At 71.0% G+C, this 21,119-nt stretch carries 17 protein-coding genes; 3 read left to right on the forward strand and 14 right to left on the reverse strand.

The window, feature by feature from the left end:
* Positions 1-27 precede the first annotated feature (27 nt).
* Positions 28-972: an LpxL/LpxP family Kdo(2)-lipid IV(A) lauroyl/palmitoleoyl acyltransferase gene (locus tag FZ025_RS12755; RefSeq protein ID WP_104558146.1), complete on the reverse strand. Its 945-nt coding sequence runs from the start codon at positions 970-972 to the stop codon at positions 28-30.
* A 106-nt stretch (positions 973-1,078) separates the two neighbouring features.
* Here FZ025_RS12755 and waaA point away from each other — a divergent pair, with 106 nt between their 5' ends.
* Positions 1,079-2,398 (forward strand): lipid IV(A) 3-deoxy-D-manno-octulosonic acid transferase, encoded by a 1,320-nt coding sequence (gene waaA / locus FZ025_RS12760; protein ID WP_104558269.1) that lies wholly within the window; start codon positions 1,079-1,081, stop codon positions 2,396-2,398.
* Between the two features lie 141 nt (positions 2,399-2,539).
* Here the strand turns inward: waaA and FZ025_RS12765 are convergent, their stop codons facing one another.
* From FZ025_RS12765 to FZ025_RS12775, 3 genes are all read right to left on the reverse strand, one after another.
* Positions 2,540-3,904 carry a TolC family outer membrane protein gene (locus FZ025_RS12765; RefSeq protein ID WP_046980201.1) on the reverse strand — a complete coding sequence of 455 codons (1,365 nt, stop codon included), beginning with the start codon at positions 3,902-3,904 and terminating at the stop codon, positions 2,540-2,542.
* Positions 3,905-3,923: 19 nt separating this feature from the next.
* Positions 3,924-4,583, reverse strand: coding sequence for a protein-L-isoaspartate O-methyltransferase family protein (locus FZ025_RS12770; RefSeq protein WP_046980202.1), 660 nt, complete (start codon positions 4,581-4,583; stop codon positions 3,924-3,926).
* Positions 4,584-4,712: 129 nt separating this feature from the next.
* On the reverse strand, positions 4,713-5,375 hold the full coding sequence (locus FZ025_RS12775; RefSeq protein ID WP_208803642.1) for a TetR/AcrR family transcriptional regulator: 663 nt from the start codon (positions 5,373-5,375) through the stop codon (positions 4,713-4,715).
* A 349-nt stretch (positions 5,376-5,724) separates the two neighbouring features.
* Here FZ025_RS12775 and FZ025_RS12780 point away from each other — a divergent pair, with 349 nt between their 5' ends.
* The gene (locus FZ025_RS12780; RefSeq protein WP_104558148.1) at positions 5,725-8,730 is read left to right on the forward strand and encodes a ligand-binding sensor domain-containing diguanylate cyclase; all 3,006 of its coding nucleotides are present in this window, start codon (positions 5,725-5,727) and stop codon (positions 8,728-8,730) included.
* Positions 8,731-8,868: 138 nt separating this feature from the next.
* On the opposite strand, the gene leuB is transcribed toward FZ025_RS12780, so the two are convergent.
* The 10 genes from leuB to ilvC form a co-directional block, all read right to left on the reverse strand.
* Complete coding sequence (gene leuB, locus FZ025_RS12785; RefSeq protein WP_046980204.1) at positions 8,869-9,972, reverse strand: 3-isopropylmalate dehydrogenase; 1,104 nt, start codon at positions 9,970-9,972, stop codon at positions 8,869-8,871.
* A complete protein-coding gene (gene leuD / locus FZ025_RS12790; protein ID WP_046980205.1) occupies positions 9,962-10,540 on the reverse strand; it encodes a 3-isopropylmalate dehydratase small subunit in 579 nt (192 codons plus the stop codon). The genes leuB and leuD overlap by 11 nt, the downstream gene beginning before the upstream one ends.
* A complete protein-coding gene (locus tag FZ025_RS12795) occupies positions 10,540-10,722 on the reverse strand; it encodes a hypothetical protein (RefSeq protein WP_046980206.1) in 183 nt (60 codons plus the stop codon). Before FZ025_RS12795 ends, leuD begins: the two co-directional genes overlap by 1 nt.
* Entirely contained in the window at positions 10,722-12,140 is a 1,419-nt protein-coding gene (gene leuC, locus FZ025_RS12800) for a 3-isopropylmalate dehydratase large subunit (protein WP_158185567.1), read from the reverse strand. Before leuC ends, FZ025_RS12795 begins: the two co-directional genes overlap by 1 nt.
* Before the next feature lie 37 nt (positions 12,141-12,177).
* A complete protein-coding gene (locus FZ025_RS12805; protein ID WP_046980219.1) occupies positions 12,178-12,960 on the reverse strand; it encodes a class I SAM-dependent methyltransferase in 783 nt (260 codons plus the stop codon).
* 4 nt (positions 12,961-12,964) lie between these two features.
* The gene (locus tag FZ025_RS12810; protein WP_104558150.1) at positions 12,965-14,524 is read right to left on the reverse strand and encodes a 2-isopropylmalate synthase; all 1,560 of its coding nucleotides are present in this window, start codon (positions 14,522-14,524) and stop codon (positions 12,965-12,967) included.
* Positions 14,521-15,630 (reverse strand): threonine dehydratase, encoded by a 1,110-nt coding sequence (locus FZ025_RS12815; RefSeq protein ID WP_104558152.1) that lies wholly within the window; start codon positions 15,628-15,630, stop codon positions 14,521-14,523. The genes FZ025_RS12810 and FZ025_RS12815 overlap by 4 nt, the downstream gene beginning before the upstream one ends.
* A 234-nt stretch (positions 15,631-15,864) precedes the next feature.
* Positions 15,865-16,113 carry an ACT domain-containing protein gene (locus FZ025_RS12820; RefSeq protein WP_046977909.1) on the reverse strand — a complete coding sequence of 83 codons (249 nt, stop codon included), beginning with the start codon at positions 16,111-16,113 and terminating at the stop codon, positions 15,865-15,867.
* Positions 16,097-17,818, reverse strand: coding sequence for an acetolactate synthase 2 catalytic subunit (ilvG, locus tag FZ025_RS12825; protein WP_046977910.1), 1,722 nt, complete (start codon positions 17,816-17,818; stop codon positions 16,097-16,099). The genes FZ025_RS12820 and ilvG overlap by 17 nt, the downstream gene beginning before the upstream one ends.
* 43 nt (positions 17,819-17,861) lie before the next feature.
* Positions 17,862-18,872 (reverse strand): ketol-acid reductoisomerase, encoded by a 1,011-nt coding sequence (gene ilvC / locus FZ025_RS12830; RefSeq protein WP_046977911.1) that lies wholly within the window; start codon positions 18,870-18,872, stop codon positions 17,862-17,864.
* A gap of 520 nt (positions 18,873-19,392) precedes the next feature.
* On the opposite strand from ilvC, the gene ggt reads away from it, so the two are divergent.
* On the forward strand, positions 19,393-21,078 hold the full coding sequence (gene ggt / locus FZ025_RS12835) for a gamma-glutamyltransferase (protein WP_104558270.1): 1,686 nt from the start codon (positions 19,393-19,395) through the stop codon (positions 21,076-21,078).
* Positions 21,079-21,119: the final 41 nt, after the last annotated feature.

Below are 21,119 nucleotides of genomic sequence, written 5' to 3' on the forward strand. Positions count from 1 at the left end.
CGGACTGCGCCCGTACCTACATCTCGCTCAGTCGCGTTCGTAGAACGTGCTGCGGCCTTCAGGCTGGCGCTTGAAGCGGCGGTGGATCCACAGGTATTGCGCCGGCGCCTCGCGCACCATGGCCTCGATCGCGGCATTGACCCGTGCGGTGTCGGCAACCATGTCCTGCGACGGAAAGTCCTCCAGCGGCGGGGCGATGCGCAGCACGTAGTCGGCGCCTTCGCGGCGGTGGAAATACGGCACCACCGCGCAGCCGGTCAGCCGCGCCAATTGGTGGGTGGCGGTGATGGTGGAGGCGGGCATGCCGAAGAACGGTACGAACACCGTGTCCTTGCCGCGCATGTCCTGGTCCGGCGCATACCACAGGAAGCCGCCGCGCTTGAGGTGGCGCACGCTGCCGCGCAGGTCCTCGTTGGCGAACATGGCGATGGCGTAGCGCAGGCGGCCGCGCTTGACCGCCCATTCGAACACCGGGTTGCGGTGGCGGCGGTACATGCCGGCCAGCGGCACGTATTGGCACAGCAGCCGGCCGCACATCTCCAGGGTCATGAAGTGGCCCGAGACCAGCAGCACGCCGCGGCCCTGCGCCTGCAGCGCACGCAGGTGCTCCAGGCCCTCGATGCGGGTGCGGCGGCGGATCGGGCCGAGGCTGCCCCACCAGGCGCGCGCGAACTCGAACACGCCCACGCCCAGCGCATCGAAGCTGTCGTGCAGCAGGCGGGTGCGCCAGGCCTCGCTGTGCTCGGGGAAACACAGCTTCAGGTTCACGTCGGCGGCATGGCGGCGGGTACCGGCCAGACGCAGCGCGAGCCAGCCGACGCCGCGGCCGAGCGCGCGTTGCAGCAGCCAGGGCAGCCGCGCGGCTGCCACGGCGATGCCGAGCAGCAGCCAGGTCGGCCAATGCCGCGGCGAGCGCGGCGGCGGCGCGGCCGTGGTGGCGGCGGACGGGAGGGCGTGGGGGGGATCGGACATGCGCCAAGTTTAGCCGGGCGCGGGCGCGGCGGTGTCGGCGCCGGGACTGGCGGCGGCGCTGGCGATCGTCTGCCGCCTGCGCGGCGCAACCCGCTATGCTTTCGCGATGCGCAACGATTTCATCGAGCGGCTGCTGCGCGGCCTGTACTCGGCCGTGCTGTACATGCTGCTGCCGGTCACCGTCTATCACCTGGTCTGGCGCGGTTTCCGCGTGCGCCAGTACTTCCAGCGCTGGGACGAGCGCTACGCCTCGTATCCGCAGGCGCGCGGGCGGCCGCGGGTGTGGCTGCACGCGGTGTCGGTGGGCGAGGTCAGCGTCGCCGCGCCGGTGGTCAACGCGCTGCGCGCACAGCGCCCGGACATCCGCTGGGTGATCACCACCATCACCCCGACCGGGTCGGAGCGGGTGCGCGCGCTGTGGGGCGATGCGCTGGACCACGTCTACCTGCCGTACGACGTGCCCGGCAGCGTCGGCCGCTTCCTGCAGCATTTCCGCCCGAGCCTGGCGCTGATCCTGGAAACCGAGCTGTGGCCGAACATGCTGTTCGGCTGCCGCGACCGCAACATCCCGGTCTATGTGCTCAATGCGCGGCTGTCGGCGCGCTCGCTGCGCGGCTACCGCCTGCTGCGGCCGTTGATCGGGCGCGCGCTGCGCACGGTGACCTGCGTGGCCGCGCAGTCGCAGGCCGATGCCGAGCGCTTCATCGAGCTCGGCGCGCATCCGCAGCAGGTGCGCGCACTGGGCAACCTGAAGTTCGATATCGCCGTGCCCGCGCAACTGCCGGCGTTCGTCGCCGCGTTCGGCGAACGCGTGGCGGCGGTGCGGCCGGTGTGGATCGCCGCCAGCACCCACGAGGGCGAGGAGGCGGCGGTGATCGAGATGCACCGGCAACTGCGCCGGCACTGGCCGGACCTGCTGCTGCTGTGGGCGCCGCGTCATCCCGAACGCTTCGCCAAGGTCGAGGCGCTGGCGCGCGACCAGGGCTGGCGCGTGGCCACGCGCCGCCAGCAGCAATGGCCCGGTGCCGAGGACAGCGTGTTCGTGATCGATACGCTGGGCGAATTGATGATGTTCTACGCCTGCGCCCAGGTCGCCTTCGTCGGCGGCAGCCTGCAGCCGATCGGCGGGCACAACCTGCTGGAGCCGGCGGCGGTCGGCACGCCGTCGGTGAGCGGGCCGCACCTGCACAATTTCGCCGAGATCTCGCGGCGCATGCGCGAGGCCGGGGCGGTGGCGATCTGCGAGGACGCCGCGGCGGTGTGCGCGGCGCTGCGCGAGCTGCTGGGTGATGCGGACGCGCGCGCGCGCATGGCCGAGGCCGGCTGCGCCCTGGTCGCCAATGGCCGCGGCGCGCTGCAGCGCACGCTGCAGCTGATCGCGGCGCATCTGCCGCCGGTGGCGCACGATGCGCCGGCGGACGAGTAGCGCGGTTTCGACGCAGGCATTGCCGTTGGCGAAGTACCTGGTGCCACCAGGCATTCTCCCTGCAATTGCGCCGCTCCCATGCAAAAACGGCGGACCCGAAGGCCCGCCGTTTGCGGTGTCGCGCAGACGCTGGCGCCGGCGTTACTGGGTGCTGCTGCCGGAGTTGAGCTTGGATTCGGCGCTCTGCGTCAGCAGTGCGTTGATCGACTGCACCTCGGCCACGTCCAGCGAACCCAGCGCCTGGCTCAGCAGCAGGCGGTTCTGCAGGAAGTTGTAGCGGGCCTGCGCGTAGTCCTGCTGCGCCGAATACAGCGTGCGCTGGTTCTGCACCACGTCCAGCACGGTGCGCGTGCCCACTTCCAGGCCGACCTGCGAGGCGTCGTAGGCGGCCTGCGCCGACACCACCGCCAGGCGCCGCGCCTCGATCTCGCTGATGCCGGCGACGACGTTCTGATACGCGCTGCGGGTATTGCGGTCGAGCGCACGCTTCTCCTGTTCGAAGGTGTCCTGGGCGATGTCGCGCTGCGCCAGCGCCTGGCGCACCGCCGACTGGGTCGCGCCGCCGGCGAAGATCGGGATGTCCAGGGTCACGCCGATGACGTTGCTGTCGGTGCGCGGCGAGTTGCTGCTGGAGACGCCGTCGCCCCAGCTGGCGTCGCGGCCGACGCTGGCCGACAGGTTCAGCGTCGGCAGGTGCCCGGCACGCGCGGTGGAGACGTTGTCTTCGGCTTGCTGCACCTGGTACTGGTAGGAGCGCAGCGACGGATTCTTGTCCAGCGCCGAGGCGATCAGGCTGTCGATGTTGCCGCTGTCGGCCGGCAGCTGCGGACGGAAGTCCTCCGGCAGGCCGCGCAGGTCGTGCACCGGCTGCCCGGTGATCTCGGTCAGCGCCTGGTACAGGTCCTGCAGCGAGTTGCGCGAGGTGATCGTGTCGGCGCGCGCCTGATCGTACTCGGCGCGCGCTTCGTGCACGTCGGTGATCGGCGCCAGGCCCACTTCCAGGCGCTTGTCGGCGTAGTCGAACTGCTTCTTGGCGGAGGCTTCGTTGGTTTCCGCGGCGACCAGCGACTCGATCGCGACCAGCACGTTGAAGTAGGCCGCCGAGGTGCGCACGATCAGGTCGTCTTTGGCCGATGCCAGCGTGTAGTCGGCGGCCAGGCTGCGCGCCTTCTGCGCGCGCAGGGTGGAGAACTGGGCGAAGTTGACCAGCGTCTGCGTGCCCTGGATCGCATAGCTGCGGCTCTTGCTGGTCCCGGCCAGATCGCCGCTGGCGCGCTCGATTTTGCTGTGGCTGCGCTGCAGCGAGGCGGAGCCGTCGAGCTGCGGCAGCAGCGCCGCGCGCGCCTGCACCGCGCCTTCCTTTTCGTACAGCTGGGTCGATTCCGCGTTGGCCAGCTGCGGGTCGCTGTTGCGGGCCATTTCGTAGACTTGCAGCAGGTCCGCGGCGTTGGCGGCCAACGGAAACAGCGCGGCGGTCAGAGCCAGGGCGAGGGATCGGCGGATCATTGCGGCTTCCTTAGATGGATCAGAATGTGAACTGGGGGACCGGCGCGGCGCCACGCAGGTAATACGCCAGGTCGGTTTCGAACAGCGATTCCACCCGCGCCGCGCCGGCCTCGACGTGGACCAGCGCCGCGTCCATGGCCGGGGCACGGCCGCGGATCGCGAACAAGCGGCCGCCGGGCCGCAGCCAGGCCAGGAACTGTGCCGGGATCTCGGTGACCGCGGCGGTGACGCAGACCACGTCGAAGCGGCGCTCGCTGTGCCAGCCGAACGCGTCGGCGGTCTCGATGCGCACATTGCTGCCCAGCGCGGCGGCCTCCAGGTTGGCGCGCGCGGCGGCGGCCAGGGCCGGCTCGATCTCCAGGCTGACCACCTCGCGGCCGAGTTCGCCCAGGCAGGCGCTGATGAAGCCGCTGCCGGTGCCGATCTCCAGCACATCCTCGCCCGGTTGCAGGTCCAGCGCCTGCAGCATGCGCCCTTCGATCACCGGCTTCATCATGGACTGGCCGTGGCCCAGTGGAATCTCCAGGTCGGCATAGGCCACCGCGCGGTGGCTTTCCGGTACGAAGGTCTCGCGCGGCAGCCGCGCCAGCACGTCGAGCACGCGCAGGTCGAGCACGTCCCAGGGACGCACCTGCTGTTCGACCATCGTTTCGCGGGCTTGGGAGTAGTCGATCGTCATCTGGGGCATCCAACACGGCGGGACGCGCATTTTAGCCGGCACAAAGGCCGTGCGTGTGCTACAGCATCGCCGCCGCGGCGCCGCCGCGCGCAGTGCCGGAAGTCATCGGGCCGCCCGGCCGGCGCGGAATCAGCGCGCCGCATAGGCCCGCAGCAAGAAGTCCACGCTGGCCTCGACATGGGCCTGGATCTGCGCCCGGCTGGGCGCGCGGCACAGGCCGCACATCATCAGCGAGTGCAGTTCGCCCTTGATCAGGCAGAAGAACTGGGAGGCGGCCAGGCCCAGGTCGGGGATCTCCAGCTCGCCGGCCGCGACATGCGCCTGCAGCAGCAGCGCCAGGTCCTGCTGGGTGCGTTTGGGACCGGCGTTCCAGAACATCTCGCGCACGTGCTCGTCGCCGGTGCCGGGGGCGAGCATCATGCGGTGCGTCGCCATCGCCGCCTCGCTGCTGATCATCGCGAAGAACGCCAGGCCGATCTCCACCAGTTGCGCGCGCAGCGGACCCTTCAGCGCATGCCCGAACAGGTCCTCGGGCAGCAGCGCCTGGCACTGCGCGCGCACCGCCTCGGCGAACAGCGTCTCCTTGTCGCCGTAATGGCTGTACACGGTGAGCTTGGACACCCCGGCGCGGGCCGCGATGCCGTCCATGCTGACCCCGCCGAAGCCCAGCTCGGTGAACATCTGCTTGGCCGCTTCCAGGATCGCCGCCCGCTTGCCCATGTCCTTGGGACGGCCCGGCCCGGCGGCGCGGGCCGAGGATTTGGGGGCGGCGGCAGAGGGTTTGCTGACCATGGGGGTAAATACTAGACCAATCGGTTCGATATATATACTATACTGCAAAGTATATTATTTAGCCCGTCAGCGTTGCGCCCGGCGGCCATTTTGCTGAATGGTTTGGGCGCCATCCTGATTGCAGCACGTCCCAATCCCGGAACAACGGGACGCATTCGGCATGCCTGACCGTCGCATCGGCGTGCACACCGCGCCCACGCTCGTTCGGGCTACGCTGGTTGTGGCAGCGGTGCGAAGTGCGGGGTAAGGAACCCCTGACATCGGCAGCGAACGCGCAGTGATAAATTGGCTTTCTTGGACGGTTTGGATGCCGCGCGCTCGCGCTGCCGAGGGCCAGATTCGGAAAGCAATGGAGCAGAGGGAACAGCGTCACCCACCCACCGACGGCGTGCATACGCTGCGCCGGCGCAGCGGCCTGCTCCTGACGCTGCTGTGCGTCTGCTGCACGGCAGGCGCTGGCGTGGCGCAGGTTGCGCTGCCGGTGTCCGAGCGGGTCATCGCCGAGCGCCCGACGATCGCGCGTTGGACCATGGACCAAGGCCTGCCGCACAACCTGGTGCATGCGCTGGCGCAGGACCGCGACGGCCTGCTCTGGATCGGCACCTGGGAAGGCGTGGCACGCTTCGATGGCCGTGCCTTCACCGTGTTCGACCGGCAGAACACGCCGGGCATGGAGATGTCCGGCGTGTTCGCGATCGTGCCCGAAGCCGATGGCGGGGTGCTGATCGGCAGCGCCGACGACGGCGTGTTCCGCTATAGCGGCGGCCGCTGGCAGCATTTGGGCGATGCGCGTGCGCAGCGGCTGCGGGTGACGTCGATGCTGCGCGGCCGCGACGGCGCGCTGTGGGTCGGCAGCGAGGACGGCTTGTTCCGGATCGAGGCCGATGGCCGCCTGAGCGCTGCCGGCGCCGTCGCCGGGCTGCCCAAGACCCGGATCGCGGCGCTGCTGCAGCGGCCCGATGGCAGCGTGCTGGTCGGCACCGCGCAGGGGTTGTTCCGCCTCGACCCGGCCACGCTGCGCGCGCGGCGCTGGGGCCGCACGCCGGCGATGCGCGCGGCCGCGGTGCGGCGCCTGAGCCACGACCGCGACGGCGGGCTGCTGGTCGCCGGCGACGCCGGCGTGTTCTGGCTGCACGCCGACGGCGCGCTGCAGTGGTTGCGCCAGGGCCAGCGGGTCGATGCCGCGTTGCAGGATCGCCAGGGCCAGTTGTGGACCAGCCTGTCCAGCGGCCAGTTGCTGCGGCGCTCGTCGAGCGGCGTCAGCGAGGAGATGCTGTCGATCTCCGGCGTGGTCAGCGCGGCGCTGATCGAGGACCGCGAAGGCTTGATCTGGGCCGGCAGCACCGACGGCCTGTTCCGCGTCGCCGCGGGCGATGCCGGCGGCCTGACCCGGCACGACGGCCTCGGCGGCGACGATGTGCGGGTGGTGCAGCAGAGCGCCGATGGCGCGGTCTGGATCGGCCATGCCGCCGGCCTCGATCGCTGGCAGCACGGCCGCATCGCCACGCTGCGCATCGCCGCCAGCGGCCGCGATCCGTCGGTGCTGGCGCTGGCCGCGGCCAACGATGGCGGCATGTGGGTCGGCACCTACAGCCAGGGCGTGCTGCTGCTGGCGCCCGACGGCGCGGTCCGGCAACGGCTCGGCAGCGACGCGGGCATCCCGCAAGCGATGGTGCGCGCGCTCTTGCAGGATGCGGACGGCGGGCTGTGGATCGGCAGCAATGCCGGCCTGGCCTATCGCAACCGTGGCCGCACCCGCGTGTACACCCTGGCCGACGGCCTGCCGGCGCTGCAGGTGCAGGCGCTGTACCGCGATCGCGCCGGCGTGCTGTGGATCGGCAGCAGCGGCGGCATCGCGGCGCTGTCGGCGGGCGGCGCGCTGCGGGGTTGGCCGGCCGGGGCCGGGTTCCCGGCGCATAACGCGTTCGACTTCCTGGAAGATGCCGACGGCACGCTGTGGATCGGCAGCGACCGCGGCCTGCTGCGGCTGCGCGACGGCCGCTTCCGCGTCTACGACCATCGTGTCGGGCTGCCGCGCGACAAGCTGTTCCGGGTCATCGACGATGGCCATGGCCATCTGTGGGCGACCAGCAACCAGGGCGTGTTGCGCATCGCCCGCGACAGCATCGCGCAGCTCGATGCCGGCCGCCGTACGCAGCTGGCGGTGGACGTGGTCGATCGCAGCGACGGCATGCCCGGCAGCCAGGGCAACGGCGCCAGCGCGCCGGCCGGCTGGCTGAGCCGCGCCGGCACCCTGCTGGTCCCGACCTCCGCCGGCCTGGCCCTGATCGACCCGGCGCTGCCCAGCCGGCATTCCTGGCGCGCACCGGCGGTGGCGATCGAGCGGCTGCAGGTCGATGGCCGCGAGCAGCCGCTGCGCGGCGACTACCGCCTGCCCGGCAGCGTCGGCCGGCTCAGCGTCGACTACGCCGGGCTGAGCTTCCGCTCGCCGGACAAGGTGCGCTACCGCTATCGCCTGCATGGCTTCGATCGGCAGTGGATCGATGCCGGCAGCGGCGAGGAGGCGGTCTATACCAACCTGCCGCCGGGCGACTATCGCCTGGAAGTGCAGGCGACCACCAGTTCGACCGACTGGTCGCGCAGCGACCTGGTCGGGCGCACGTCGCTGCAGCTGGACGTGGTGCCGCCGTTCTGGCAGCGCGGCCCGTTCGTGGTGCTTGCGGCGATCGCGTTCAGCGGCCTGCTGCTGTGGTGGTACCGCGGGCGCAGCCATCGCTACCTGCGCCGCCAGCGCCGGCTCAACCGCATCATCGCCGAGCGCACCCACGAGCTGCGCACGAAGAACCTGGCGCTGAAGCTGGCCGATCGCGAACGCGAGGAACTGGTGCGCAAGCTCGCCTACCTGGCCGGCCACGACGCACTGACCGGCCTGCCGAACCGGCGCACCGCCGATCCGCACCTGACCGCGGCGCTGGAGGGCGCGCTGGCCGCGCAGACGCCGCTGTGCGTGGCGCTGCTGGACATCGACAACTTCAAGCGGATCAACGATACGCATGGCCACGAGATCGGCGACGAGGTGCTGCGCCGGGTCGGCGAGGTGCTGCGCGCCACGCTCGGCGAACACGCGTTCGCCGCGCGCCACGGCGGTGAGGAATTCCTGCTGGTGTTGCCGGGCCTGGACCGCGAGCCGGCGCGCGCGCGGCTGGACGAGCTGCGCCGCCGCGTCGCTGTGGTGGTGGTCCACGACCTGGACGGGCGGGTGGTGCAATGCACGGCCAGTGTCGGCTTCGCCTGTCTCGGCCCGTCGCTGCAGAGCCGGCGCGAACTGCTGGTGCTGGCCGACCGGCACCTGTACCAGGCCAAGCACGAGGGCCGCGATCGGGTGATCGGCTAGGGCGCGGCCGCGCAGAGAGCTCCATCCTGCAAGCGCGGCGTGCCTGTATCGACAATGCCCCGCCGCCACTTTGCGACGACCGCACGATGCACGCGCCGCGCTGCGCACGAGGCGCGGTCGGACCGCTGCCGCCAATCCCTACTCCCGAATCCCGGCCTCCCGCACTTCCTCGACGCTGCCGTTCGCCTGCAACTGTTCCACCACCGCGCGCGCGGCCGCGTTGGTGGAAATGCCATGGCCCGGGGCGGCGAGGTCGGCGGTGAAGGCGTGCGCGTTGAGCGCGGCGTCCACGGCCTGTTCGATCGCCTCGGCTTCGGTGTTCAGGCCCAGCGAATGGCGCAGCAGCAGCGCGGCGCTGAGGATGGTGGCGTAGGGGTTGGCGATGCCCTTGCCGGCGATGTCCGGGGCCGAGCCGTGGATCGGCTCGTACAGGCCGATCCGGCCTTCGCCCAGCGACGCCGACGGCAGCAGGCCCAGCGAGCCGGCCAGCATCGAGGCCTCGTCGGTGAGGATGTCGCCGAACATGTTCTCGGTGACGATCACGTCGTACTCGCGCGGCTTGGCCAGCAGGTGCATCGCCATCGAATCGACCAGCTGGTGCTCCAGGCGCACCTCCGGGAATTCGTCGCGGCCGATGCGCGCGGCGACGTCGCGCCACAGCCGCGAGGTCTCCAGCACATTGGCCTTGTCCACCGAGGTGACGTGGTTGCGGCGCTGCTGCGCCAGGCGGAACGCGCTGCGCAGCACCCGCTCGATCTCCTCGACGCTGTAGCGGCACAGGTCGCTGGCGTCGGTGGCGCTGCGGGTCTTGTCGCCGAAGTAGATGCCGCCGGTCAGCTCGCGCACCACCACGATGTCCACGCCGGTGAGCAGGTGCGGCTTGATCGGCGAGGCGTCCAGCGCCGCCGGGTGCGGCTTGACCGGGCGCAGGTTGGCGAACAGGCCCAGGCCGCGGCGGATCGCCAGCAGGCCTTGCTCGGGGCGGATCGTGGCGTTGGGATCGGACCACTTGGGTCCGCCGACCGCGCCCAGCAGCACCGCGTCGGCCTGCCGGCAGGCGGCCAGTGTCGCCGCCGGCAGCGGCTCGCCGTGGCGGTCGATGGCGATGCCGCCGATGTCGTGCTCGTGGAACTCGAACGTGTGCTGGTAGCGGCGGGCGATGCTGCGCAGCACCGAGACCGCGGCGGCGGTGACTTCGGGGCCGATGCCGTCGCCGGGCAGGACGACGATGTCAGCGTGCATGGGAGGCCTCGTACTGTTCGATGGCGGGTTGGCGCAGCAGCAGGTAGCCGAGTTCGTCGACGCCTTCGAGCAGGCAGGTCTGCGAGAACTCGTCGAGCGGGAACGGATAGACGCGGCCGTCGGGCGTGCGCAGTTCGCGTGCGGCCACGTCCACGGTCAACGGGTCGTCCGGACGCTGCATCAGGGTCTGCACGTCGGCCTCGTCCAGCACGATCGGCAGCAGCCCGTTCTTCAGGCTGTTGCTGCGGAAGATGTCGGCGATCTCGCTGCTGACGATGGCGCGCAGGCCCAGGTCGGTCAGCGCCCACGGCGCGTGCTCGCGCGAGGAGCCGCAGCCGAAGTTGCGCCCGGCCAGCAGGATCTGGCGGCCGGCGTTGTGCGCCTGGTTGAACGCGAACGCCGGGTTCGGCGTGCCGTCGGCCTGCCAGCGCCAGTCGTTGAACGCGTTGCGGCCGAGGCCGGCGCGCTCGGTGGTGGACAGGAACCGCGCCGGGATGATCTGGTCGGTGTCGATATTGGTCTGGCGCAGCACCACGCTGGCCGAGGTGAGGGCGGCGAATCCGGCCATCAGCAGGCTTCCTGGGACATGGTGGCGGGGGCGGCCGCGGCTGCATCGGGCGGCGTCGCCGGCGGCAGCGCCGCGGTCGGCACGTGCGGCGGCAGCAGCGGCTTACCGCGATGGGCGAAGGCGCGGGTGGTGGCGGCGATGAAGGTCAGCGTGGCCGCGAACGCGGCGATGTGCGGCACCATCACGCGACCTCCGCGAACAGCGTGCGCGGGTCGCTGACCTTGCCGTTCACCGCGGCCCAGGCCGCGGTCATCGGCGACGCCAGCAGGGTGCGCGAGCCGGGACCCTGGCGGCCCTCGAAATTGCGGTTGCTGGTGCTCACCGCCAGCTGCCCCGGCGCGACCAGGTCGCCGTTCATCGCGATGCACATCGAGCAGCCGGACTCGCGCCATTCGGCGCCGGCGGCGCGCACCACGTCGTGGATGCCCTCGGCCTCGGCCTGGCGCTTGACGATCTCCGAGCCCGGCACCACCAGCATGCGCACGTTCGGTGCGACGCGGCGGCCGCGCAGCACCCGCGCCACTTCGCGCATGTCGCTGAGCCGGCCGTTGGTGCACGAGCCGACGAACACCACGTCCACCGGGGTGCCGATCAGGGCGTGGCCGGATGCGAAGCGCATGTAGTCCAGGCCCTTCTGCGCGGCCGCGTCCTGCGCCGCCGGAATCGGCACGTCCACCGCGATCGCGGTGCCCGGGTGGGTGCCCCAGGTCAGGGTCGGGCGGATGTCGCGCGCGTCGATGCGCACGTCCACGTCGAAGCGCGCGCCGGGATCGCTGCGCAGCTGCGACCAGCGCTGCACCGCGGCGTCGAACTCCGCGCCCTTGGGTCCGCGCGGGGTCTTGGCCATCCAGTCGAAGGTGACCTGGTCGGGGGCGATCATGCCGCCGGCGCGTGCGCCGGCCTCGATCGACATGTTGCACAGGGTCATGCGCTGCTCCATGTCCATCGCCTCGATGGTGGAGCCGCGGTACTCGAGCACGTGGCCGGTGCCGCCGTTGACCCCGATCACGCCGATGATGTGCAGGATCACGTCCTTGGCGCCGACGCCCGGCGCCAGCGGCCCGTCGACGGTGATCGACATGGTCTTGGCCTTGCGCTGCAGCAGGCATTGCGTGGCCAGCACGTAGCCGACCTCGCTGGTGCCGATGCCGAAGGCCAGCGCGCCGAACGCGCCGTGGGTGGAGGTGTGGCTGTCGCCGCAGACGATGGTCATGCCGGGCTGGGTGAAGCCCTGCTCGGGCGCGATCACGTGCACGATGCCGCGGTTGTCCGAGGCCATGTCGAACAGCTCGATGCCGTAGTCGGCGCAGTTGCGCGCGAGCATGTCCACCTGCGCTTCGGAGGCCTTGGTGTAGTACGGCAGCTTGCCGTCGGCGCCGCGCGGCAGGGTCGGCGTGGAATGGTCCATCGTCGCCTTGGTACGGTCGGGCCGGCGCGGCGCCAGGCCGCGCGCCTTCAGTTCGGTGAACGCCTGCGGCGAGGTCACTTCGTGGATCAGGTGCAGGTCGATGTACAGCACCGCCGGGGCGGTGCCGCTTTCGGGGACGACGATGTGCGCGTCCCACAGTTTGTCGTACAGGGTGCGGGGGACTGGGTTCATTGCCGATAACCTTGCGTGGGTCTGGAACGAGCGGGCGTCAGGCGTCGGCCTGGGCCGGCAAGACGGCGTGGAAGCGCAGGCGGACGTAGTCGGCGTTCCAGCGGCCGCGATCGTCGCACAGCGTCGGCGTCAACAACGCGACGGCGGTACCGAGTATGTCCTGCCGTGTGGCGCCGTTCAGGCCGACCAGGAACGGATCGGCGAACGTGCGCAGCCAGCCGGCCATGCCGGTCGGCAGCGGCGTGGGCCGCGGCAGCAGGGCGATCTGCAGCACCTGGAAACCGTGCGCCTGCAGGCGCTGCGCATAGGCCTCGGCGCTGGGGAAAAACCAGGCGAACGCCAGCGCCGGTGCAGCGTGCAGGCGCATTGCCGCATGCAGCGCGGTGACGATCGCCGCCACGTTGCCGTGGCCGCCGAATTCGCCGACGAAGCGGCCGCCCGGGCGCAGCGCGCGGCGCACGCCGGCCAGGACCCGGTCCGGCTCGCGCATCCAGTGCAGCGCGGCGTTGCTGAACACCGCATCGAAGCGCTGGTCGAACGCCAGCGCATGGCCGTCCAGCACCTGCGCGTCCAGGCCGCGTGCGCGTGCGGCGTCGACCAGCTCGGGCGATGCGTCCACGCCGAGGACGTCGGCGCCGCTGGCGGCCAGCCTGGCGGTCAGCACGCCGTCGCCGCAGCCCAGGTCGAGGATCTGCTCGCCCGGCCGTGGCGCCAGCAGGTCCAGCGCCGGCGCGCCCAGCGCCGGTACGAAGCCGGCGTCGGCGGCATAGCCCTGCGCGTTCCAGCGCTGGCCAGCGGCGGGCAGCATGCTCGCGGTCATCGGCTCAGGCCGCGGCGCTGGCGGCGCCGGCATGCGCGCCGAGGCGCTGGCGCAGCACGCGGTTGGCCACGTCCAGCCATGCCAGCGCGCTGGCCTCGATGATGTCGCGGCTGGTACCGGTGCCGTCGTATTCGGTGTCGCCGTGGCGCACGCTGAGGTTGGCCTCGCCGCGCGCGTCGGCGCCGATGCCGACGCTGTGCACCTGGTAGCTGTCCAGGGTCAGCTGCACGCCGGTGGCCGCGGCCAGCGCGGCGAACAGCGCATCCACCGGGCCGTCGCCTTCGGCGCGTTCGCTGACCCGCTGGCCGTCCGGATCGGACAGCTCGACCTGCGCGCTGGCGCGCTGGCCGCGGTCGCTGACGGTCATTGACGACAGCCGGTAGCCCTGGCTTTCCGGCGCGTCCTGCATCATCGCCTGCAGGTCGGTGTCGTTGACCACGCGCTGCTGCTCGCACAGCGTCTTGAACGCGTCGAAGGCCAGGTTCAGTTCGGCCTCTTCCAGCACGTAGCCCAGCGCGCGCAGGCGCTGCTCGACCGCGGCGCGGCCGCTGTGGCGGCCCAGCACCATCTGCGAGGACTCCCAGCCCACGTCTTCCGGGCGCATGATCTCGTAGGTGCCGCGGTGGCGCAGCATGCCGTGCTGGTGGATGCCCGACTCGTGGGCGAAGGCATTGCCGCCGACGATCGCCTTGTTGCGCTGCACCGGCATGCCGACCAGCCGCTGCAGCAGCTGCGAGCTGGCGACGATGCGCTGGGTGTTGATCGCGGTGTCGATCTCGTAGAACCCGCTGCGCACCTTCAGCGCCATCGCGATCTCTTCCAGCGCGCAGTTGCCGGCGCGCTCGCCGATGCCGTTGATGGTGCATTCCACCTGCCGCGCGCCGCCTTCCACCGCGGCCAGCGAGTTGGCCACGGCCAGGCCCAGGTCGTTGTGGCAGTGGGTGCTGAAGATCGCCCGCTCGGCGCCGGGCACGTTGGCGATCAGCCGCGCGAACATGCCGCGGATCTCATCGGGGGTGGTGAAGCCGACCGTGTCGGGCAGGTTGATGGTGGTGGCGCCGGCGGCGATCGCCACCGCGGTCACTTCGGCCAGGAAGTCTTCCTCGGTGCGGGTGGCGTCCTCGGCCGAGAACTCCACGTCGTCCACGTACTGGCGCGCCAGCGAGACGTGCTTGCGCACCGATTCCAGCACCTGCTCGCGGCTCATCCGCAGCTTGTGCTCGCGGTGCAGCGGGCTGGTCGACAGGAATACGTGCAGGCGCGGCCTGGCCGCCGCCTCCAGCGCCCGCGCCGAGGTCTCGATGTCGGTGGCCAGGCAGCGCGACAGCACCGCCAGGGTCGGCTCGCGCAGTTCGCGGCCGATCAGCGCCATCGCCTCGCGGTCGGACTGCGAGCTGGCCGGGAAGCCGGTCTCGATGATGTCCACGCCCAGCTCGGCCAGGGCGCGCGCCATGACCAGCTTCTGCGGCGGGGTCATGCTGCAGCCGGGGGATTGCTCGCCGTCGCGCAGGGTGGTGTCGAAGATGCGGATGCGGCGGGTCTGGGAAGAAGGAGAAGTGTTCACCAGATGGTTTCCTCTACGGCGGCGGTGGCTGGCGGATGGGAGAGCGGGGGCGTGGGACGGCGCGGGGCGGGCGGAACGGCGGCGAGCTGGCTGCGAAGTCGCTCGGTGTTGCGGCGGCGCGGCTTGCGCGGCGCGCGCGGGCGCACCTCCGACAGCAGCGTCGCCAGCACGCCGGCGTCGATGTTGCCACCGGACACCACTGCGCATTTGCGCTTGCCGGCGACGCGGCGGCCGGCCGCCAGGGCCAGCGCGCCGGCGCCCTCGGCGATGACGTGCTCCTCCAGCGCCAGGCGGACCAGCGTTTCGCGCAGTTCCGCCTCGCGCACGATCACCACGTCGTCGAGCAGGCTGGCGCACAGCCGGCGGGTGATGAACCCGGGGATTTTAACCTTGACACCGTCGGCCAGGGTGGGCACCGGGTCGAGCGCGCGGATATCGCCGCGGATCGCCCGTGCCATGGAGTCCACGCCCTCGACCTGCGCACCGACGATGCGCACGCCCTGCGAGCGCAGCGCCAGGGCCACGCCGGCGGCCAGGCCGCCGCCGCCGATCGGCACGATCACCACGTCCGGGGCGTGCGCGGCCAGTTCGATGCCGACCGTGCCCTGGCCGGCGATCACGTCCGGGTCGTCGAACGCGGACAGGAAGCGGTAGCCATTCTGCTCGGCCAGCTCGCGGGCGAAAGCGAAGGCCTCGTCGTAGCTGTCGCCGTGCTGGCGCACGGTGGCGCCCCAATGCGCGACGCCGGCGATCTTGGTCTGCGGCGCACCATGCGGCATCACCGTGATCGCCTGCACGCCCAGGCGGTGCGCGGCCCAGGCCACGCCCTGCGCATGGTTGCCGGCCGAGGCGCAGATCACGGTGCGCTCGTCGCCGCGTTCCAGCCCGGCCAGCAGCGCGTTCAGCGCGCCGCGCACCTTGTAGGAACCGGTGCGCTGCAGGTTCTCCAGCTTCAGCCACACGCCGAAGCGCTCGGCGTAATGCACCGGCGTCGGCGGCAGGTAGCGGCGCAGCCGCGCCTGCGCGGCCAGCACGTCGGCGACGCTGACCGCGACGTCGCCTACGTCGGGCTCCTGCTGCGGGGCGGGGCGGCCGGCGTCAGGCATGGGGCCGGGACTCGGGACGCGGGACGCGGGACTCGGAGTGCAGATCGCGGACTGGAAGAAGGCCCCTCCATGGAAGAAGGCGCCTCCGCACCGTCGCGCGGCGCCTCCGCACCGTCGCGCGGCGCCTCCGCACCGTCGCGCGGCGCTGCCGCACGGCCGGCATGAAGCCCGAGACCAGTGAGCTGCCAACGCAGCCCACGCGTCCCGCGTCCCGCGTCCCGCGTCCCGGCCTCATCATGGCACCACGTCCAGCGCAGTGACCCGCACCGACTCGCAGTCGTACACCTTTTCCATCTGCAGGCGCAGGCTCTCGCCGGGGCGATTGCCGTCCACGACCATCTGCAGGTGCCAGCGGCCGGCGTCGTCGGCCACCGGCGCGCCGGCGATCGACAGCGGCGCGAAGCCGCGCCGCTCGGCCATGCCGATCGCGCGCAGCAGCGCGCCTTCGGCCGGCTTCAGCACCAGGTCAAGCTGGTAGCGCATGGGGGGTCTCCTGGCGCTGGGTCGCGGGGTTGCTCTCCAGCATGGTGCTGTTGGCGGTGTTCGGCGGCACCAGCGGCCACACGTTGGCGCGCGCGTCGATGGCCACGTGCAGCAGCGCCGGGCCCGGCTGCGCCAGCAGTTCGGCCAGCCCGTCCTCGACCTGGCCGCGCGCGGTGATGCGCTTGGCCGGGATGCCGAACACCTGCGCCAGCGCGGCGAAGTCCGGGTTGTCGGACAGGTCGATCTCGCTGTAGCGCTCGGCGAAGAACAGTTCCTGCCACTGCCGCACCATGCCCAGCGAACTGTTGTCCAGCAGCACGATCTTCACCGGCAGCTTGCAGCGCGCGATGGTGACCAGCTCCTGCACGTTCATCATGAAACTGCCGTCGCCGCTGACCAGCACCACGGTGCGGTCGGGGCAGGCGAACTGCGCGCCCATCGCCGCCGGCAGGCCGAAGCCCATCGTGCCCAGCGCGCCGCTGGTCAGGTGGTTGCGCGGATGGTTGAAGCGGCAATGCTGGGCCACCCACATCTGGTGCTGGCCGACGTCGCAGGCGATCACGGTGTCGGCCGGAGCCAGCTCGCTCAGCCGCTTCAGCAGGCCGGGCGCGTAGATGTCCTCACCCGGCGCGTCGTAGCGGGCGCCGAACTTCTCGCGATGGCCGACGCAGCGCGCGTGCCAGGCCTCGCAGGTGCTGGTGGCCGCGCTCAGCGCGCGCAGCGCTTCGGCCACGTCGCCGGGCACGGCGATGTCGGCATGGCGCAGCTTGGAGATCTCGCAGGCATCGGCATCCAGGTGGATGACCCGCGCGAACGGGGCGAACTCGGCCAGCTTGCCGGTGGCGCGGTCGTCGAAGCGCGCGCCGACCACGATCAGCAGGTCCGATTCCTGCACCGCCATGTTGGCGGCGCGGGTGCCGTGCATGCCGAGCATGCCCAGGTAGTGCGGATGCCCGTGCGGCAGCGCGCCCAGCCCGCGCAGGGTCAGCACGGTGGGGATGCGGGTGGCGTCGACGAACTGGCGGAACGCATCCACCGCATTGGCCAGGGCGATGCCGCCGCCGCCGTAGATCACCGGCTTGTCGGCGCCGGCGATCGCCGCCAGCGCCTCGGCCAGGGCCGCGGCGTGCGGCGCCGGCGGGGCCGGCACCGCGGCCGGCACGTGGTCCGGCAAGTGCGACGCATCGCCCAACTGCACGTCCTTGGGCAGATCGATCAGCACCGGCCCCGGACGCCCTTCGCGGGCGATGCGGAACGCGTCGCGCAGCACCTGCGGCAGGTCGTCCACGCGGCGCACCAGGAAGCTGTGCTTGACGATCGGCAGGGTCAGCCCGAACACGTCCAGTTCCTGGAACGCGTCGGTGCCCAGCAGCGGCGTGGCGACCTGCCCGGTCAGGCAGATCATCGGCACCGAGTCCAGCATCGCATCGGCGATGCCGGTGACCAGGTTGGAGGCGCCCGGGCCGGACGTGGCGACGCAGACCCCGACCCGCCCGCTGGCGCGGGCGTAGCCGTTGGCGGCCAGCGCCGCGCCCTGCTCGTGGCGGACCAGGATGTGCTTGAGCTGGCTGTCTACCAGCGCGTCGTAGAACGGCATGATGGTGCCGCCCGGATAGCCGAACAGCGTGTCCACGCCTTCGGCTTCCAGGGCCTGCGTCAGCCAGCGCGCGCCGTTGCGGGGCGTGCCGTGAGCGGAGGAGTTCATACGGTGGCGACCTTTCGGTGGAAGCGGGTGGGGGAGCCGCGGGTTACGCGGCTTGCTGGCCGGTCGCGGCCGGCGTGGCGGCCGCGGCGTCGCCGTTCAGCCAGACCATCTTGGCGCGCAGCTGCTTGCCGACCACTTCGATCGGGTGCTCCAGGTCGGCCTGCTTGAACTTGGTGTAGTTCGGCAGCCCGGCTGCGTACTCGGCCACCCAGTTCTTGGTGAAGGTGCCGTTCTGGATGTCGGTCAGCACGTCGCGCATGCGCTGCTTGGTGGCCGCGTCGACGACCCGCGGGCCGCTAACGTAGTCGCCGTACTGCGCGGTCTCGGAGACGAACTCGAGCATGCGGGTGATGCCGCCTTCGTAGAACAGGTCCACGATCAGCTTCAGTTCGTGCAGCACTTCGTAGTAGGCGATTTCCGGCTGGTAGCCGGCTTCCACCAGCACTTCGAAGCCGGCCTGGACCAGCGACGAGGCGCCGCCGCACAGCACCGCCTGCTCGCCGAACAGGTCGGTCTCGGTCTCTTCCTTGAAGGTGGTCTTGATCAGGTTGGCGCGCGCCCCGCCCAGGCCGGCGGCGTACTCGAGCGCGAACTGCTCGGCCTTGCCGCTGCGGTCCTGGTACACCGCCCAGATGCACGGCACGCCGCGGCCGATCTCGTACTCGCGGCGCACCAGCGCGCCCGGGCCCTTCGGCGCGACCAGCACCACGTCCAGGTCGGCGCGCGGCTTGATCATGTCGAAATGCACGTTCAGCCCGTGCGCGAACAGCAGGCAGGCGCCCTGCTTCAGGTTCGGCGCCAGCACCTCGTCGTACAGCTTCTTCTGCACCATGTCCGGGGTCAGCACCGCGACCAGGTCGGCGTCCTTGACCGCTTCGGCGGGGCTCTTCACCACGAAGCCGTCGGCCTGCGCCTTGGCTTCGGTCGGGCCGCCCGCGCGCAGGCCGACAGTGACGTCGAAGCCGGACTCGCGCAGGTTCAGCGCGTGCGCGCGGCCCTGGCTGCCGTAGCCGACGATGGCGATCTTGGTGGTGGACTGGGCGGAACTGGTCATGGGGCGGATTTCCTTGGGACGGTGTGGGTAGGAAGGGAAGCGTGCGTTTCGCGGTTACTAAAATGAAAAACCCCGCGCCGTTGCCGGTGCGGGGTCTGATCGAATCCAGGCTGCTTGTCGCTTACACGCCGGTTCGTCCCGCACTCGTGGGCGAGGTAATAAGCACGAGTACGAGGAGCGACGCGGCGGCGTCCGCGCGCGGCGCGGCGGGCAGGCGGGTCGGCTTTGGGCTGGTGTGGCGATGCAACATGCAGCGAGATAAACATGGCTTTTGCGGGGCTGTCAACCCTGCGCCCGGTGCGCCGCCGCGAATGTGCCGAAAGCCGCACCAGTACAGCATCGTTACGCCTGAAACGGTGCGCCGCTGCGGGACCTGCGCGGCCGATTGCGCGGAAAATCGCGCCGCGCCGCCAGGCCGTGCGGCGGCGTCGGCTGCGTGCCCGGTCCTGCTCGGGTAGGGTTGGGAACGAATCCGATCCGGGGCCTGCGCATGTTTACGTTGAACTGCTTCGTGGCGTTCATGACGATCGCCTTGCTGTTGCCGCCGCCCGCCGCTGCGGCCGACCGCGTCAGCGGCCAGCCGTTCGCCACGCGTTCGGAAGTGATCGCGCCGCACGCGATGGCCGCCACCTCGCAACCGCTGGCCACGCAGATCGCGCTGGACACGATGCAGGCGGGCGGTTCGGCGGTGGACGCGGCGATCGCCGCCAACGCCGCGCTCGGGCTGATGGAACCGACCGGCAATGGCGTCGGCGGCGACCTGTTCGCGATCGTGTGGGATCCGAAGACGCACAGGCTCTACGGCTACAACGGCTCGGGCCGCTCGCCCAGGTCGCTGACCTTGGCCGAGTTCCAGCGCCGCGGGCTGAAGGACATTCCGCCGACCGGGCCGCTGCCGGTGTCGGTGCCGGGTGCGGTGGACGGCTGGTTCGCGCTGCACGAACGCTTCGGGCGCACCACGATGGCGCAGAACCTGGCGCCAGCGATCCGCTATGCACGCGAGGGCCACCCGGTGGCCGAAACCATCGCCTATTACTGGGACCGCTCGGTGCTGCGCCTGTCGCAGTATCCCGGCTTCAAGGAGCAGTTCACCATCGACGGCCATGCGCCGCGCAAGGGCGAGCTGTGGAAGAACCCGAACCTGGCCAACACCCTGCAGCAGATCGCCGACGGCGGCCGCGACGCGTTCTACAAGGGCGCCATCGCGCGCACCATCGACGCCTATTTCAAGGCCAACGGCGGCTTCCTGCGCTACGACGACCTGGCCAGCCACCATGGCGAATGGGTCGAACCGGTCAGCAGCAACTACCGCGGCTACGACGTGTGGGAACTGCCGCCCAACAGCCAGGGCATCGCCGCGCTGCAGATGCTCAACATCCTGGAGGGCTACGACTTCTCCAAGATCCCGTTCGGCTCGGCCGAGCACATCCATCTGTTCACCGAGGCCAAGAAACTGGCCTTCGCCGACCGCGCGCGCTTCTATGCCGATCCGGCGTTCCAGCCGGCGCCATTGGCCAGGCTGGTCTCCAAGGACTACGCCGCGCAGCGCCGCGCATTGATCTCGATGGACAAGGCGCTGAAGGAAGTACAGCCGGGCACGCCCAGGCAACTGGACGCGGGCGACACCATCTACCTGACCGTGGCCGATGCCGAGGGCATGATGGTGTCGCTGATCCAGTCCAACTACCGCGGCATGGGCAGCGGCATGGCGCCGCCGGGACTGGGCTTCATCCTGCAGGACCGCGGCGAGATGTTCGTGCTGAACAAGGATCATCCCAACGGCTACGCGCCGGGCAAGCGCCCGTTCCAGACCATCATCCCGGCGTTCGTGACCAAGGACGGCAAGCCGTGGCTGAGCTTCGGCGTGATGGGCGGGGCGATGCAGCCGCAGGGCCACGTGCAGATCGTGATGAACCTGATCGATTTCCACATGAACCTGCAGGAGGCCGGCGACGCGCCGCGGATCCAGCACGAAGGGTCCACCGAGCCGACCGGGCAGGCCACGGCGATGCGCGACGGCGGCGAACTGAACCTGGAGACCGGTTTTTCCTACGACACGATCCGCGCGCTGATGCGCAAGGGCCACCGCGTGATCTTCGCCGACGGCCCGTACGGCGGTTACCAGGCGATCGCGCGCGACCCGGCCAGCGGCGTGTACTACGGCGCTTCGGAAAGCCGCAAGGACGGCCAGGCCGCCGGCTACTGAGTCCAGCGCTCTGCGGCCATGTGCGTTCTACCCTTTGCCGC

It is taken from the genome of Xanthomonas hyacinthi (assembly GCF_009769165.1).
Lineage (GTDB): Bacteria > Pseudomonadota > Gammaproteobacteria > Xanthomonadales > Xanthomonadaceae > Xanthomonas_A > Xanthomonas_A hyacinthi.